The following is a 16,496-nucleotide window of genomic DNA, read 5'->3' as shown; positions in this document are numbered from 1 at the left end:
ACTTCTGATACAATATAGAGTATATCAACTGTTTAAACAAAAGACAATAGGCAAGAAAGGCGGTGTGACAGATGCAGCATGAAGAAAAACAATTACATGAAACGGTACCGCTATGTGATGCTAAGGGGCTTCTAAATCCTGAATCCATCGGTTTTTCACATAATCCACTAGTCGTCAGCAATTTAAAAGGACAGTTTATGAAAAAGAAACGTTGGAACCATTGGTGCATCTATGGAGAAGATTTATTATTTTCTGCAACCATCGTTCATTTGGATTATAAAGCTATTTGTCTTATTTACATATTGAATTATGAAACGCAGCGATTTTATGAAAAGTATGTGTCGATTCCTTTAGGGAGACGCGTTCACATGCCCCACGAGCCGCTGGAAAGTGTTAAATTCATTCATGACGAGATCACTCTTCAGATTATTTATATGCAAGGAGAAACTCATTTAACTGTAACTATCCCCGACTTTGATAATGAAAGGCTACATGCCGATTTACACATCATTCATCCTGAGAAAGATGAATCTCTTAATGTAGTCGTGCCAAGGAGCAGGGAATCCTTCCACTATACATCGAAACACACTATTTTGCCTACAGGGGGCTTTGTTATTGTCGGTGATCGTCGATATGATTTTAATCCATATTATAGCTTTGCCGTATATGATTTCGGACGTGGTGTTTGGACTAAAATGGCGAAATGGGAATGGGCGATGGCATCGCAGCGGACGAGCGGCAAACGAGTGGGGTTGAACTTAGGGGGAAGCTGGACAGACGGCACAGGTCTGACCGAAAATGCAGTATTTGTGGAAGGAACGATGTATAAATTTCATGAAGACGTCTTGTTTACGCATTCTACCGACGATTTGCTGAGTTCATGGAGTGTGAATACAAAGTTTTCTGATGATATTTCATTAGTATTCAAACCTTTTTTCCAAAATCAAACGCTAGAGCATTACTTCATGCGTAAAATGTATGTGAATCAAATCGTCGGCTATTATCATGGGAAAATCCGATTGCCGAATGGTCAAATATTACCGATTCGACAAATGCTGGGATCCATTTTAGAGCGCAGATATTTATAATTATATACAACTACAGACTGTTTTACTGATGCGTAGGTGGTTTAGTGCATGGTTTTTTAGGTGATAATATAAGTACTACGCATAATAGAAAGGATGTAGCATATGTCATTTTATAAGATGTTATCAATTATCGGCGTTTCTTCACTGTTAGTCATTGGCGGCTGTTCCCAAAAAGAGGATCCACCAGATAATAACGAAGCTACGGGAATTCAAGATGAACAAGACGGTAGCACTATTAATACTGGGGATGGCTATGGATTCACTGATTTTGATTTGACGATCAAAAAAGATGGAAAGAAAATCGAAGTAGATTACGAAGATGTAAAACCGGATGATGCGGAATATGTAAATGAGTTCCAGGAAGTAGATAAAAAAGGGAATGAAGCGATCGACAGCATGCACCCTATGTTTTTGGAAGTTTTGTTAGATAGCGATACGACTCAAGAACAAGCAATTGACAAAATTCTTCAATGGTATGGCTTGGATGATTACGATGAGTTCGATCTGGACGTTATATTTACAGATGATCAAACGTTAACGATTGATGAGAAAAAGTAATGCTTACGAAAGAAATGCATGAAGAGTGAATTCTTCATGCATTTTTTAGTGTGTGTAGTAAGCTTCTTGATTATCTAAAGAAAGGAATTGATATTTGAAAATGAGGTGTTTTTTACAAAGATTTGTAGAGGTTGGTGTTCGTGCAGAAAATAAGTGTGCGTGTGAGGATTCTCCCTGCAGAACCGGACGCTTTCCTGAGGGGACGCGGCGGACTCGCCAAAAGTGCGCAGCAAGAAGGAGCACATCTTTGCACTGACAGGCGTAACTCGCAGCGCTTGAGAGTTCGCCGCGTATCGTCTGGAAGCGCAAGCCGCAAGACACTTCAAGTCCGCCACACTCCATCCATTCGCCATAGTGAAACTCGCTTTTAAATAAATGAATTATACATAATATAGTTAATCAACAGGCTTGTTTGTATAAATCAATTATTCAATCTTATTTAGCATTTCATAAAAAAGACCTTTCTTTTGGAATAGTTCATCGTGATTACCTGACTCCACCACTTCCCCATCAGCGAGGACGAAAATTTTATCTGCTTTTCTTATCGTATTCAACCGATGCGCGATGACGAAGCTCGTTCTTCCTTCCATTAGCCGATCAAGTGCCTCCTGAATCGCAAGCTCAGTGACGGTGTCGATACTGCTAGTCGCTTCGTCGAGCAACAGCAGGGTCGGATCCGCTACGAGCGCGCGGGCGATGGAAAGCAATTGTTTTTGGCCTTGCGAAATTTCTTCTCCTCCTGCTGTCAAAACCGTATCGTAGCCACTCGATAACTTCTTTATAAAAGTGTCGGCATTCGCTTTTTTCGCCGCAGCCTCGACCTCTTCATCGGTTGCGTCTAGACGACCATACCGGATATTCTCTCGGACAGTCGCTTCAAATAAGAAAGGATCTTGCAATACAAATGCCATTTGACTACGAACCGTTTGACGCGGCAATTCTTCAATCGCTATACCGTCCAATACAATTTGTCCGCTGTCCACTTCATAAAACCGGGATAGCAATTGCATAATCGTTGTCTTCCCCGCTCCTGTCGCTCCTACGAAAGCAGCTGTTTCACCTGGTTTCACATGAAAACTTATAGCACGGATCGTCGGTTCCCCGTCGTACCCGAATGATACATTTCGAAACACGACATCTCCTAGCAACCGACGAGACTGAGCTTTTGCTTCATCTTTTTCTATAGGTTCGTCCATAATCGCAAAGACACGTTCCGCACCTGCGATAGCGGATAGGACCGTGTTAAATTGATTCGCCAAATCATTAAGAGGCCGCGTGAATTGTCTAGCATACTCACTGAATATGACAATCGTTCCGACCGTCACAGCGCTCGCACCTGAAATCGCCAGCAGACCACCTATACCTGCGACAATCGCGAATGCTAAGTTATTTAATGTATTCATCACTTTCGGAATAAATCCTGAATACGTTTGTGCCCAAAAGCCGGTATGACGCAACCTTTCACTCTTCTCTGCAAACTCTTCTACTACAGTTTGTTCCTGGGAAAATGCTTTTACGACACGCTGCCCTGAGACAGTTTCCTCAATCATGCCATTTAATTGACCGATGGCACGTTGCTGTTCTTTAAACAGAATCCCAGTCCGCCGCGTAATCCAGCGCATCGCCATGAACATTAACGGCACAATACTCATCGTGATCAATGTTAATAATGGACTTAAATACAGCATAATCGTGACGGTTCCCGCCAATGTCAGCACACTGGAAAACACTTGAATCAACGAAGAATTCAACGTTTGACTGACGTTTTCGATGTCATTCGTTACACGACTCATTAATTCACCATGTTGTCGCTTATCAAAAAAACGGATAGGCAGCTTTTGTAAATGTCCAAACAGTTGCGTCCGTAAACGGTAAATCGTCTGCTGCGCAATCCCTACCATCCAGTAGTTCTGAAAATAAGTTGCCAGTGAAAAACCTGCGTACACAGCAAGAAGCCACATAATTTGTGTACTCAGTCCATCTGCTTTTTTCGGAATCATATAGTGGTCAATAATATTTCCAATTAATAAAGGACCGAGTAATGCGAGAGCTGAACTTGCAAATACTAGAAAAAACACTATGACCAGTAAGCCGCGTTGCTGATCAATCAGCCGCCATAAACGCAACAGGACTGACTGCCATTGACTCGCTTTTTGGACTTTTTTTCTATTCACTTTACGTAGATCTTCTTTTTTAATAATGGGGTCATAACCAAATGGCTTATTGAAACGAGTCATATCTTCACCTCTTCCCATTGTTGCGAATCGGCTATTTCCCGATAGAAGGAAGACGTTTTCAGCAGATCTTCATGCGTTCCGTAACCGACCATTTCCCCATCGTCCAACAGGAGAATCGCATCTGCAATTTGAGCCGTTTGAATCTTTTGCGTGACGATCAACATCGTCGTTTCTTCATCTGCAAGTGCACTCCATAGCGCCTGTTCCGTCTTTACATCAAGCGCACTCGTACTATCATCTAATAATAAAATGGCTGGTTTTCGCAATAAGGCGCGTGCAATTGACAGGCGCTGTTTTTGACCGCCAGATAAATTGACACCTTTTTGGCCGACACGTGTAGCGTACCCTTCATTGAAATGCATAATGGACGAATGAATCTGTGCTTTTTCAGCAGCGCGTTCAATCTCCTTCATGCTCGCTCCTTGTTTGCCCCAGGCTAGATTTTCAGCAATGGTTCCTGTGAAAAGCATGGATTGTTGCGGCACATAGCCAATCATTTTCCGCAATCTATCCAATGACCAGTCGTCCACTTTTTTATTATCAATGAGGACATTCCCTTCCGTCGCATCGAACATCCTCGGAAGTAGCTGTAGCATCGTAGACTTCCCGGATCCCGTAGCCCCCATAATAACAAGCTTTTCTCCAGCCTTCACTGTAAACGACAAGTCTTTCACTACATAATCTGTCGTCCTTGGATACTTGAATGACACGTCGTCAAAACGAACAGAAGCAGCACCGTCCGGAACGACTTCTTCTGTTTCAAGCTTCTCTAATTCATCGTCTGCGCGCAAAATTTCTCCCATCCGTTCAGAAGATGCCTGCGCTCGAGAAAAAATGACGATCAGAAAGGAAAACATGGAAAATGCACTCGTCATTCGCATCGCATAGTTGACGATCGCTACGACATCTCCTACCGGCATCGCGCTAGTTCTTACTTCTTTAGCGCCGAACCATAACACCGCCATAAAGCTTGCGTTCATAATAAATAACAGCACAGGTAAAATGAGTTCCATTAGACGCATCGCATGGACACTATCTGTTTTTAGTGCTTGTGCTACTTTTGAAAATCGGCTCGTTTCAAAAGCTCCGCGCAAATAAGCTTTAATCAGACGGACAGCCTGCAAGTTTTCCTGTACGAGCCGGTTGACTGAGTCTAAGCGGCTTTGGACGATTCCGAACAACCGAACCCCCTTACGTGCCATTACAAAAAGAAATATAACTAAAAACGGAGCACCCGCCAATAGGAAAACAGCTATCTCCGGATTTACTACGAAAGCCATTACTAAACTCCCCAACACGAGCAAAGGAGCTCTCGCCATAATACGCAATCCCATGAAAAGCGCGTTTTGTACAAGCGTCACATCACTCGTCAAACGCGTGATCAAACTGGAAGTCGGGAATTTCAAGAACGCTGTGAGTGTGAATTCCTGCACCCTAGTAAACAACGCCTGGCGCAGATCAAAGCCGAAACTTTGAGCCGCATGTGCAGCAAAATAGGAATTGACCACACCTGAAAACAGGGCGACGAAAGCCAGTCCCATCATGACCAGCCCCCATAGACCGACCATACGCAGGTCTTCTTTCATAATCCCTTCATCTATAATTTTACCGATCAGCAATGGCTGGATCAGTTCGACTGATAATTCCAGCAACATTAACAAAATGGCAATGAACATAGGCCATTTATATGGTAATGCGTAACGGAAGACCGTTTTCATTTTACTCACCTCTATTTTGCTGTCGATCATTTTTCACTGCTACACATCATACGGTTCATATTGTTGGATCGGGTCGGGCGGTGCGACGGTTTTCTTCTTTCTATTGCCTCCGATTGATAGCCACACGACTCCGAGCAACATGATGATTGCTCCGCTAATTTGCCAAATCCCCATCATTTGTCCAAGCCACACGACAGAAACGACCATCGCGGTTAACGGTTCAAAGCTCGACAACACACTCGTCTCCACGGGTGAAATATACGTCATACTTTGCAGGAACAATATGAAAGCGAGCGTCCCCATAATAATGACTAGAAGCAACATACCCATTGCTGGTCCATTGAGTAATACTGCCAAATTCATGAAAAACATCGGCAAATTAATTATGAACAACGTCACCCCGCCGATGAACATTCCCCATCCAACGACTAATAGCACACCCCACTCCGCCATTAACACGACGGGGTATAATGTATAAAATGTAAAAGCGAATCCTACGACTATCCCCCACACAATAGCGGTAGTGTTCAAAGAAATACTGGAAAATGAACCGTTCGTCAATAATAAAATCAAACCGAACAGTGCGACAATCATCCCGATCACTTGTCCGCCCGGCGGAAAGGTTCTTTGAGTTATGGACAATAAAATAATAATATATACAGGGGCGACGAATTGGAAAAGAGTAGCTACTACAGCGTCGCTATGCGCAATAGTCTGAACGAATCCAAACTGTACACCTAGCATACCGACTACTCCAAATGCGATCATTTTACGCAACCATAATTTTTGTCTCATCGGACGTCCCACTTGTATGCCTTTTGTCTTTAATAATAATAGAACGGCTGCACCCGCAATCGTCAGACGTAAGATTAACATCATCGATACAGACATTTCACTATGCAGTAAAATCCACTCCATCATAGGTCCTGTTGCCCCCCATAACATAGAGCCTACAACAATCATCATTATTCCTTTCAGACGCAACATGGTCCATCACCCCTAACTAAATTGCTAACTTATTTTCATATAGTATAAAATTCACACTTATGATATAGACACAATCCTATTTTCCCTTATAATAGTTATATAGTAGAACATGAAAGGAGCATTCTCTAATGAACACTCTCGATCTGCCTGTAACTAAAGAACATACTTCATTAGTCAATAGTCTCGATAAATTTCAATTAGTCATCCACACAGATGGTGAAGGACTAATAACCTATGCCAATCAAAATTATTTAGCAGTCAGTCATTGGACTCCGAAACGAATCATCGGCAAATCCATTTGGCAAATGTTTTCGGATCGATCAGAAAACCAAGAAGTCATCAACACCATTTGGGATCGTTTATTAATAGGCAAGTCTTGGTCAGGAAAAGTAGAAAAGATGTCTCGCGACGGTCATCCATTTTTCGTAAATATGTTGGCTGTGCCTACCACTTCCGATAATGGGGAATTGGAATCCGCACTTTTCTTGGAACTAGATATTACAGAAGATATCCGATTGCAAGAAAAGTTAGGTGAAATTGCTTTTATTGATGTGGAAACAGGGTTAATGAGTCGCCACAAGTTAGAACAAGTAGTCTATGAATCGATAGAAAAGGGACTTCATTTTTCATTTGTTTATTTGACAATCGATCATTATTATACGATGAAAGAACTACAATCTGCGGAATCGGAGACACAATTGATTCAGGAATTCACTAATCGACTTAAACGTTATTTCCAAGACAGTCCGATTGCGCGCATTGATACGAATAGTTTCGTTGTGCTGACTGCTTTTGGAGACTGGTATATTCAAGGGTTCTATGATTTTCTAAAGCAACAACCCATTTACTTGAGTCATAATGCCCAAACGCTTTCGATCAGTGGAGGGATTGTACGTTTTCCAGAAGACCAACAAACGTATGTGCAATTATATCAAGTCGCTCTCGCAGCAGCTGATGAAGTTGTTAGCTCAGGTGGCGGCCGGATCGCTTCCCTTTCAGCCGCATCTCATAAAACATTGAATCGCCGTCTCGAAATTGACCGAAAAATGTTGACTGCGCTGGATCGAAATTCACTGCATGTTGCCTATCAACCCCAACTGGATATCGCAAGCAACAGCATCAATTGCTACGAAGCGTTAGTCCGCTGGGAAGATGACGAACTGGGCGTCATTAGTCCAGATGAATTGATCCCCATCGCAGAAGAAAATGGATTAATTGAAGAAGTCGGCGCCTACGTAGCAGAAGAAGCTATGACTTTTGCAACGAAATGGCACCGTTGTGGTTCGGATATGAGTGTTTCCATTAACTCCTCTGTACGGGAGTCGTTGAATCCGCAATGGAAAGACCGTCTAATCTCCATCTTAAACGATACAGGCTGTCCGGCAAACAAAGTGTACTTGGAGTTCACAGAAAAGTTCGCACTCAAGGCGGAGGAAGAGCAATCTGTCCTCTCTCAAATGTCTGAACTTCAAAAACTTGGCATGCAATTTACATTAGACGACTTCGGTTCCGGCTATGCATCGTTGCGCTATTTGCAGCACTTACCTGTTACCAGCATCAAGATTGACCGCATCTTTACAGACGTGTTGCTGACTAATCCTAAAACACAAAAGCTAGTAGAAGGCATTATCCAACTTTCTAAGAAAATGAACTTGTACACGGTCGCAGAAGGCGTCGTCAATGAAGATCAATTTAATTTATTGAAAGAAATGGGGATTGACGCCGTCCAAGGTCACTACATCGGCATGCCCCTACCCGCAGATCAGATCGATATTCATTAAAACTAGCCCACTCAAATTAGATGGAGCTCCTTTCAGATAGAAAGGGCTCCATTTTTTCGTTCCTATAGGTAATCGGACTACACTTGCCCGTTTCTTACAGCTTACTGTACGGGAGGTGGAAATACAATATTTTTATGTTGGTGGGGATTCTATGAGTGGATGTGACTCTTCTATGAGCGCGGGCGCGAGGGCTATGAGCGGATGTGACTCTTCTATGAGCGCGGGCGCGAGGGCTATGAGCGGTAGCGATACTTCTATGAGCGCGGGCATCCATCACAAGGACGGATGCTCCACGCTAGTAGGTAATTTATTTCTTCAATGTACTCCGTTCGACAAACCCATTCAGGTCATAGCTTTTTATTTCTCCTGCTGCGACGGTGAAGAGGGTGTCGCGGCTGTAGAGCAGACGCTGGACTTCGGTTTCCCAGTCCATGTAATCGTGGGAGATTGCATGGGTCAGATCAGCAACTTGGCGGATGCCAGTCGTGGTAATCTCATAGATCATAGCTCCAGAGGCTTCCATTGTGAGCATGTCGTCACCTTTGACTTGCTGGTAGACAGTGATTGGAAAGCCGTAGAGACTTTTTGCAGGATGCGTGAATAATGCATGGTGATCGTGTTGGATCGATGAATAAGTACCTGAGCCACCGATGATTTCAAATGCCTGTTCTTTCGGATTCGCAAAGTCCGTCACGTCAAATAATGAAATTTTCATGCCGCGCGTTTGAATGATCGGTTCCCCGCCCTGTGGATTTTTCCTCGCGACAGTCTCATAACCAAAACCGATGAGATGGCTTTCATCGAGCGGATGTAAATAGTTGCTGAATCCAGGAATTTTTAATTCTCCTAACACAGTTGGGTTGCTTGGATCACTGACGTCCATCACAAACAATGGATCCGTCTCGCGGAATGTCACCATATATGCTTTGTCTCCCATGAAGCGTGCGGAATAAATTCGTTCTTTGACTGCTAAGTTTTCGACTGAGCCGACTAGTTTCATTTGACGATCTAAAATGAATAAATGATTTTTTGCGATGTTCTTTTCATCCCATAGATTGCCTTCTGTTGTGACCACCCGGAAATATCCGTCATGCTCATCCATGGAAAATTGGTTTAAAATCGTTCCTTTTAGTTTGGCTGCCTGCTGGAAGTGGATCGTTGTCCCGTCCATGGAAAACTTGAACACTTCGCTCGTGCCTGCCATGTAATTTCTTGCTTCTTGATAGGCTGTAGCAGTTAAGTAAATATGTTCTTTTGACATATATAATTGTTCACCACTGCCTAAATACGCTTTCGTCTGTACACTTCCTTCGTCTTGCGAATGAATATCTAGTGCCGTAATAATAGAATAAGAAGGTTCCATTGCGCCTGGTAAGATCGAGATTTGGTCTAATTCCATTCGTGTCGGCGTCTGATTTATTGTGGAATCGAACACGTTTGGAATATATTCGTCTCCTTTTGGCGAGTCATTTGACCAGTACTTCGGTTGGTGGGTCGTAATCATATAGACGAACTGATTGATTTTTCGTGTTCCGACGATATATCCTTCCACTCCTGCTTCCCGTAATAAGATCGGCTTTGTTTTGTCTGTCACATCATAGACACGGATCGCCGATAGTTCCGGCATTGGCATCATGCGGTTTGATACCATCGTATCGGGTGACTGGGACTGTGCAGAGCCGATGACGACTAGCAACTCATCGTCTATATACAACTCTCTCGGATAAAATTGACCATCAAACTTGATGACGCTAGCTTTTTGTAGATGTGTGGAGCTGCGGATATCTGTGATGACTAGTTCTTCGTAATTGGTAATATCATAAATATACTTGCCATCCGTCACGGCACTGTCCGCTTCATCGACTCCTTCGACTTGCTGATTCGTTTCGGAATAACTAGTGCTTCCTTCAGCTGATGCTTTGTCTTCAGAGACAGACTCGTTCGTAGTTTCACTTCTGTTAAACAACGACTCCCGTTTCTTCGTCTGTGCAAAAAATGTTTCAATTTCTTTGAGGGAAGCGACCGGCTTTACGGATTCTATCACTTGGAATGAAACTGCAGATTTTGTTGCGCGTTTCCACCCGCCGAAACTATTTGTCGGCACGTGCAATCGATACGTTCCTGGTGGCAGCTCTTCTATCGTGACAGATTTTTGATCTGAACCGTATGAGACGTTTGCAGACACTTTTTTCTTTTGTTCGTCCGTAACGTAGAACTTGGCGATGTCTACTGTACTTGCTGCTGAAAAGTGGACAGTGTGCGGTTGACCTGCAAGTATAGTATTTGCAGATGTAATCCCCACTTTTGGCCAAAGTAGAAAGCTCGCCAGCCCGATGACAGCTACAATCGCGACGAGTAGAATGGCAGTGCGTCTCTTCATGTGAATCATCCTCTCCTTTTGTGATGTTATAGGAGTAGACTGATCTTTCCTTATTTAGTTACAATCGGAAGAGGAAAATAATTCGTTGTACGCTGGAAGTTTGCAATAGGTCGGAAAGCCATTATACTTATACTTCATATACACGATGAAAGAGGGTTTCAGATGGAAGAAAAGCGTTATGAATACTTAGCAGACAACCCGAATGTTAAAGTGCTGCCGATCATGTTGACACTTATTATTGGCGCATTTTTTGCTATTTTAAATGAAACATTACTCAATATCGCACTCGTTACATTAATGGATGAATTTGCGATCTCCCTGCCTGCTGTGCAATGGATGGCGACGGGTTTCATGCTCGTCATGGCGGTTGTCATTCCTGTGTCGGCTTTACTGCTTCAGTGGTTTACGACGCGTCAATTGTTTATCGGGACGATGACGGTATTTACTATCGGAACGATCGTCGCTGCCAGTGCTCCTTCGTTTGCGGTTTTATTGACGGGACGTTTGATTCAAGCAGTTGGAACAGGCTTGCTTATGCCGATCATTTTCAATGTCTTCTTACTCATTTATCCTCCTCACCGGCGTGGAAAAATTATGGGGTTGATCGGACTGGTGATCATGTTTGCTCCTGCTATCGGTCCGACATTGTCCGGGATTATCGTTGAATATTTAGGATGGCGTTATTTGTTCATCCTTGTCATTCCATTCGCTTTATTCTCTATCGCTTTCGGTACTAAATACTTAGTCAATGTGTCGGAACTTACGAAGCCGAAAATCGATTATGTATCATTGATCTTCTCGACTATTGGTTTTGGGTCGCTCGTCTATGGATTCAGTTCGGTCGGGGAAAGTGCCAACGGGTTCGCCAATCCAGTAGTTTTGCTGTTCATCGGTGCAGGAGTGATTGGTATTATTCTTTTTGCCAGAAGACAAGTCAAGCTAACAGATCCCGTCATGGATTTACGCGTATTCCGCTACCCGATGTTTACGCATGCTGTTCTTATGTTTGTAATTATCATTATGGCGATGTTTGCGTCTGAAATTATTTTGCCAGTTTATATGCAAGGCCCTCTCGCACTTACCGCCGCAACTGCTGGATTGGTATTATTGCCGGGAAGTATTTTAAACGGTATTATGTCGCCATTCATGGGGCATTTATTTGATAAATTCGGGCCTCGTGTGCTGATGATCCCATCTAGTATCGTATTAAGTGCCACGATGTTTATGATGAGTCGTTTAACGATGGAGACGCCTGTTTGGGTCGTAGTTTGTAGCTATATTTTACTCATGTTGACGGTGTCTGCTATTATGATGCCAGCTGAAACGAATGGATTAAATCAATTGCCGAAACGATTGTATCCCCACGGAACAGCCGTTATGTCAACGTTGCAACCTGTCGCCGGGGCCATTGGTGTGTCCGTGTTCATCAGCATTATGAACGCCAGACAATTGCACTTCCTAGAAAGCTCTGCGACACCGACGGATCCTGCAACAGCGAATTTGGCATTGGTTGCCGGAGTGGAACTTGTGTATTTCATTGCTTTTGCGATGTCGATTGTCGCTGTTTTCTTAGCATTCCGCGTCTATCGGGCAACACCACTGGATGATGATTCCATTAAAACAAGCGCAGTTGAGAAGTGATTCTCAGCTACGCTTGTTTTTATCTATAGTGAATTCTATTTGTGCTTCTATCATATATTCGACTTCTTTTTCACCTGCTAACGTGAATTTGACCGCTCCATTGACTATATAATGTCCGCTCGGATAATCTTGTCGCATCACTCGTTTCATAAAATTTTTATATTCTTCTTTAGAATGCTCAGAATAGCTTCCTCCACCAGTAGTCGTCTGCCGTAACGGTACCCCTTGCTCAAGAAACGTACGCACGAATGGCATAGTCACGCCATATTCTATTTCATAGTTTCTCGTTGTTTCAGTCATAGGAAAGAAAAAGGGTGAACTGCCATGATTGATTTCTACTTCTTTTTCAGCCCCTATATATTCTAATTCTGCATAAATATTCACAGGCTCCCCTTCAGTATAATGATCTTTTTCACTGACGAGACGATAGATGAAATCACCTTCATTTACTTCTGTTCGTGCAGTTAATTCTTGCTGATCTTCTACTGAAGAGTTTGAAGCTGTATTCATACCTGTCTCATGTTTTTGATCTGATAATAGCGGCAGTAACAATACAAGAAATAGGACGACTGCAGCAACGGCTATAGACCAGGCGGTGTATTTCCGCTTAACGGGTTGTCGATTGGGACGATTGACCGCTTTATATATTCGGTCTTTTTCTCGTTCGGACAATGTTATCCCCTCCACTTTCCTTTTCATCTCTTGTGCCAGTTTCTTTTCGAATTCATCCATTCCAGTCACTCCTTTCCAATTTATCTTTTAAAAGATTCCTTCCTCTTAACAATCTTGATTTCACCGTATTATGTTTGATCGCCAGCACTTCACTAATTTCTATCATCGTCAACTCCTCATAATAATAAAGAATGAGCACTTCTTTGTATTTGGACGGCAGCTTTGCAAGTACGAGCAACATCTCATCGGCTGTCTCTTTTTGTATGTATATGTTTTCTGTAAGGTCCAAGTCTTGTCTATCAGGTATCTCTTGTCGATAGAATATATTTCTAACACTCCAACGTTTTGTAAAGTCTTTGCATTGATTAATCGTCATGCGGATCAGCCATGTTTTATAGCTTGATTCATGACGGAAATGATCGAGTTGGGTATAACATTTGATCAGCACCTCCTGCACGATATCTTCACTTTCGACCAGATCATGCGTATATAAATAGGCAATTCGCTTGAGATCGTCTCCGTACTCTCGAACGAATGAAGCAAGCAAGTTTTTTTTATCTAACGCATCGTCATGTGACATATCTCTCGCCTCCTTTCATTAATTAGACGACTGTGGAACGAGTTATGACCCATTTACGTGAAAGAAGCTGGCAGAAAGAAAAGAAGCATTTCTCACGTGCGTGAAATGCTTCTTTTGTACAATCAACTATTCCTTTCCTACTTCTAAAAATCCGATGATCCCCTCTATGAGACCTTTCGCTAAAGGAAGATCTGGATTGCTGTAGGTTGCCATATTCGCTTCTCGATCTTCCGGTGATTCCTTGAGAATATGATTCATGCGGTTCACTATAAGTAATTCGGCATCCTGTTTCGCTTCATGCAATCGCGCAGCTTCTTCCACAGGTACTTGAATATCGCGGTCGCCATTCACTAAAAGGACGGGAATTTGGAGTTTCTTCACCTCTTCAACTGGATCAAAAGCTAACCAAGACATCATATACGGTTGAACTGATAATCTGAAAAGGCCCTGCAACTCCGCACTTACGGTTTTTACTTTTTCTCCTCGTTTCAACGCTTCTAAAATCGCAGTAGCTTCTTTACGCACATTTTCTGGTACTTGTGCCTGTAGTTGCGTTAGGAGAACTTGGTCAATCGGCTGGCCAGCTCCTGCAATGGAAATAAACGTATCCGCATCCGATTGCCTAGCCGCCACCATTCCTAGTAATGAACCTTCACTATGACCTATAATGCCGACCGTCGAAAAACGCGGATCTTTTTTAGCATACTTTACCAACGCCGCGGCATCATCAATAAAGTGACGGAATCGCAAATCCTCTTCTTTGCCGGCGAGCGTTGCATTTACACCGACTCCACGTTTATCATAGCGGATCGTCGCCACACCTTCTGCCGCTAACTCTTCTGCAAGCATTTTCAGGCTATTATTTTTCCCCGGCAACGCCAATGAATTGCCGTCATGATCTGTAGGACCCGATCCTGCAATGATGACCATGAGCGGAAACGGCTCTGTTCCTTCGGGCATTTCCAACAGACCATCGAGTGAACCATTTTCTACTTCTACTTGCACAACTTCTCCTGTTTCCACCACTTCTTCTGCGCTTCCTTTCGTTAATTCAAAAGGAAATGACTGTCCTTGCTGTGTAAATGTCCCGGTCATTCGGTCTTGCGCTACGTTGCCATCGAATGTGATATGCTGCCCCTGAAGATTCATATCAAAAAATACTTTGGATTCATCTACCGTCACGCTTGTCAGCTTGTAATCTTGTAACCCTTGCACTGGAATACTGATTGTTCCGCCCATCCCATCGAATGAAAGAATGATTGGAAGCGGTTGCCCAGGAACTTCAATAGAACCATTCCATATACCTTCAATCGGCTTCAACGATTCCACCTCTTCCGTATTACGTTCAGGCTCTTGTTCTTTTTTTCCGCTGCAGCCTGCAATGACTAGTAACATACTTGTCACTAGACAAAAATAAATATTCCATCTTTTCATATTCATTCCTCCTGTGATGATCCTATATGAAGTATAACAGGCGAGTCGAGTGAATGTTGGAAGTTGCAGTTGCTCTGATATTGGCGCGAACGGCCGTTGATATGCGCTGCAACCCGACGTGTTCTGTAGGATGAGGAGAGGCTGACTTGGAGAGGCTTGCGCTTCCAGACGATACGCTTTCCGGAGGGGGCGATTTCTCTCGGGAGAATCCTAACGACTACACTAACTCTACAACTCCCCGTCAAGAACATCTCATTTCCAAAAACTAATTTCTTCGGATAAACAAGCTTGTTATTTTCTGTATGTTTGATAATTTGACCCAATTGAGGTACGAGACACATATTTATTAGAAATACTTCGAAGGCCTAATTTTCTCAAAACGTACATATCCTTCAAGCCTGAAAAACTTCTAAGAATACAGATTCACCAATTGACTTTATTAACTGACTTACCTTCCTAAAGAACACGTAAGACGATTTTCGTATAGTCTTTAAAGTCGTTAATATGCTTTTCTACAATTGCTTCCAAAATCTCTAAATCTATTGATTGATAATCATGTACAGCAATATTCCTAAAACCTACCATATTCATTAGTATGCCGGCTAATGATTCATCAATAATAGTAGCTTCTTGCAACATCTTAAATGCATCACGACTTGCTTTTGGTATGCCTAACTTCTTTTCACTGACGATATGCATTGCCAAATCGATACTAGCTTCACATGCACGCTGAATATTTAAAATAATGCTATCTTGCTTAGTAAAATCTTTTAGATTATCTACATTTTGATCATATACTTCGTGAACTCGATTCACACAACGTTCGATGGTTGTCACTTTATTTAAAATCACATCATTCATCGCCGAATACACTCCCTCTTTCCCGAATGCTTTGTAATACTTCTGCTCGTTGCTGGTTAAGGTTAATGTACATACTAAAAGCCTTCATTCGCTGTTTTACAAACTCATTTTCATCACGGCAAGAAAGTAACGTACCCGTTGAAAAAATTTGCATAGCAAATACGGTATCTACCTCTCGAATATTGACTACATCGACTTCCCTTTTAGCAACTTGTGCTAGTTCACCCGCTACTATAAAACGTTCATATGATGAAAGTAAATCAACTGCATAATAAGCCAAATCAATATCACTGTCTTCTCTAGCAGTGCCTTTTCCATGAGATCCAAATAATAAAATAAATGACGGATTTACTCGTTCATTTAGCAAGTCTACAAGTTCTTTTTTTATTTCTTCAGATAGCATGACTTTCACCACTTTCGTCTGTTTTATCCATTATAAAAGGAGTAACCAAAAATGGCTACTCCTCTCCTCAACCACACTCGTTTCTTACATAACGATTTGCCAATAACGGGATAGTAGTTGCAATCCGTTAGAGAAAAGCGGAAGGCGCCTGCTCAC

At 42.6% G+C, this 16,496-nt stretch carries 14 protein-coding genes; 4 read left to right on the top strand and 10 right to left on the bottom strand.

The genetic code is table 11. The annotated features are described in order from the left end of the window. Positions 1 to 71 precede the first annotated feature (71 nt). Positions 72 to 1,088, top strand: a complete 1,017-nt coding sequence (locus DV702_RS15750) for a DUF2804 domain-containing protein (RefSeq protein ID WP_114925611.1) — start codon at positions 72 to 74, stop codon at positions 1,086 to 1,088. 102 nt (positions 1,089 to 1,190) lie between these two features. Beyond that, positions 1,191 to 1,646, top strand: coding sequence for a YusW family protein (locus tag DV702_RS15745; RefSeq protein ID WP_114925610.1), 456 nt, complete (start codon positions 1,191 to 1,193; stop codon positions 1,644 to 1,646). A gap of 425 nt (positions 1,647 to 2,071) precedes the next feature. Here DV702_RS15745 and DV702_RS15740 read toward each other — a convergent pair whose 3' ends face one another. Genes DV702_RS15740 through DV702_RS15730 form a run of 3 tightly spaced genes read right to left on the bottom strand, consistent with a single transcriptional unit; the run spans position 2,072 to position 6,588 of the window. Next, a complete protein-coding gene (locus DV702_RS15740) occupies positions 2,072 to 3,883 on the bottom strand; it encodes an ABC transporter ATP-binding protein (protein WP_114925609.1) in 1,812 nt (603 codons plus the stop codon). Beyond that, the gene (locus DV702_RS15735; RefSeq protein ID WP_114925608.1) at positions 3,880 to 5,601 is read right to left on the bottom strand and encodes an ABC transporter ATP-binding protein; all 1,722 of its coding nucleotides are present in this window, start codon (positions 5,599 to 5,601) and stop codon (positions 3,880 to 3,882) included. Before DV702_RS15735 ends, DV702_RS15740 begins: the two co-directional genes overlap by 4 nt. 39 nt (positions 5,602 to 5,640) lie before the next feature. Then, positions 5,641 to 6,588 carry a DMT family transporter gene (locus DV702_RS15730; protein WP_114925607.1) on the bottom strand — a complete coding sequence of 316 codons (948 nt, stop codon included), beginning with the start codon at positions 6,586 to 6,588 and terminating at the stop codon, positions 5,641 to 5,643. A gap of 128 nt (positions 6,589 to 6,716) precedes the next feature. Between DV702_RS15730 and DV702_RS15725 the strand changes: the two genes are divergently transcribed. Next, complete coding sequence (locus DV702_RS15725) at positions 6,717 to 8,369, top strand: sensor domain-containing protein (protein ID WP_114925606.1); 1,653 nt, start codon at positions 6,717 to 6,719, stop codon at positions 8,367 to 8,369. A 132-nt stretch (positions 8,370 to 8,501) separates the two neighbouring features. Here the strand turns inward: DV702_RS15725 and DV702_RS16950 are convergent, their stop codons facing one another. Together DV702_RS16950 and DV702_RS15720 are read right to left on the bottom strand one after the other, a co-directional pair. After that, positions 8,502 to 8,639, bottom strand: a complete 138-nt coding sequence (locus DV702_RS16950; RefSeq protein ID WP_162805839.1) for a hypothetical protein — start codon at positions 8,637 to 8,639, stop codon at positions 8,502 to 8,504. A gap of 37 nt (positions 8,640 to 8,676) precedes the next feature. Next, positions 8,677 to 10,749, bottom strand: a complete 2,073-nt coding sequence (locus DV702_RS15720; RefSeq protein ID WP_162805838.1) for a beta-propeller domain-containing protein — start codon at positions 10,747 to 10,749, stop codon at positions 8,677 to 8,679. A gap of 162 nt (positions 10,750 to 10,911) precedes the next feature. On the opposite strand from DV702_RS15720, the gene DV702_RS15715 reads away from it, so the two are divergent. Continuing rightward, on the top strand, positions 10,912 to 12,390 hold the full coding sequence (locus DV702_RS15715) for an MDR family MFS transporter (protein ID WP_114925604.1): 1,479 nt from the start codon (positions 10,912 to 10,914) through the stop codon (positions 12,388 to 12,390). Positions 12,391 to 12,393: 3 nt separating this feature from the next. Here DV702_RS15715 and DV702_RS15710 read toward each other — a convergent pair whose 3' ends face one another. From DV702_RS15710 to DV702_RS15690, 5 genes are all read right to left on the bottom strand, one after another. Beyond that, a complete protein-coding gene (locus DV702_RS15710) occupies positions 12,394 to 13,122 on the bottom strand; it encodes a hypothetical protein (protein ID WP_114925603.1) in 729 nt (242 codons plus the stop codon). Continuing rightward, on the bottom strand, positions 13,115 to 13,642 hold the full coding sequence (locus DV702_RS15705; protein WP_114925602.1) for a sigma-70 family RNA polymerase sigma factor: 528 nt from the start codon (positions 13,640 to 13,642) through the stop codon (positions 13,115 to 13,117). Before DV702_RS15705 ends, DV702_RS15710 begins: the two co-directional genes overlap by 8 nt. A 126-nt stretch (positions 13,643 to 13,768) precedes the next feature. Next, positions 13,769 to 15,076 carry an alpha/beta hydrolase family protein gene (locus tag DV702_RS15700; protein ID WP_114925601.1) on the bottom strand — a complete coding sequence of 436 codons (1,308 nt, stop codon included), beginning with the start codon at positions 15,074 to 15,076 and terminating at the stop codon, positions 13,769 to 13,771. Between the two features lie 456 nt (positions 15,077 to 15,532). After that, on the bottom strand, positions 15,533 to 15,937 hold the full coding sequence (locus DV702_RS15695) for a type VII toxin-antitoxin system HepT family RNase toxin (protein ID WP_114925600.1): 405 nt from the start codon (positions 15,935 to 15,937) through the stop codon (positions 15,533 to 15,535). Next, entirely contained in the window at positions 15,930 to 16,340 is a 411-nt protein-coding gene (locus DV702_RS15690; RefSeq protein ID WP_114925599.1) for a type VII toxin-antitoxin system MntA family adenylyltransferase antitoxin, read from the bottom strand. The genes DV702_RS15695 and DV702_RS15690 overlap by 8 nt, the downstream gene beginning before the upstream one ends. Positions 16,341 to 16,496: the final 156 nt, after the last annotated feature.

It is taken from the genome of Sporosarcina sp. PTS2304, assembly GCF_003351785.1.
In the GTDB taxonomy this organism is placed as follows: domain Bacteria; phylum Bacillota; class Bacilli; order Bacillales_A; family Planococcaceae; genus Sporosarcina.
The sequence above is the reverse complement of the archived record's forward strand: the minus strand, read 5'-3'. Positions and strand labels throughout refer to the sequence as shown.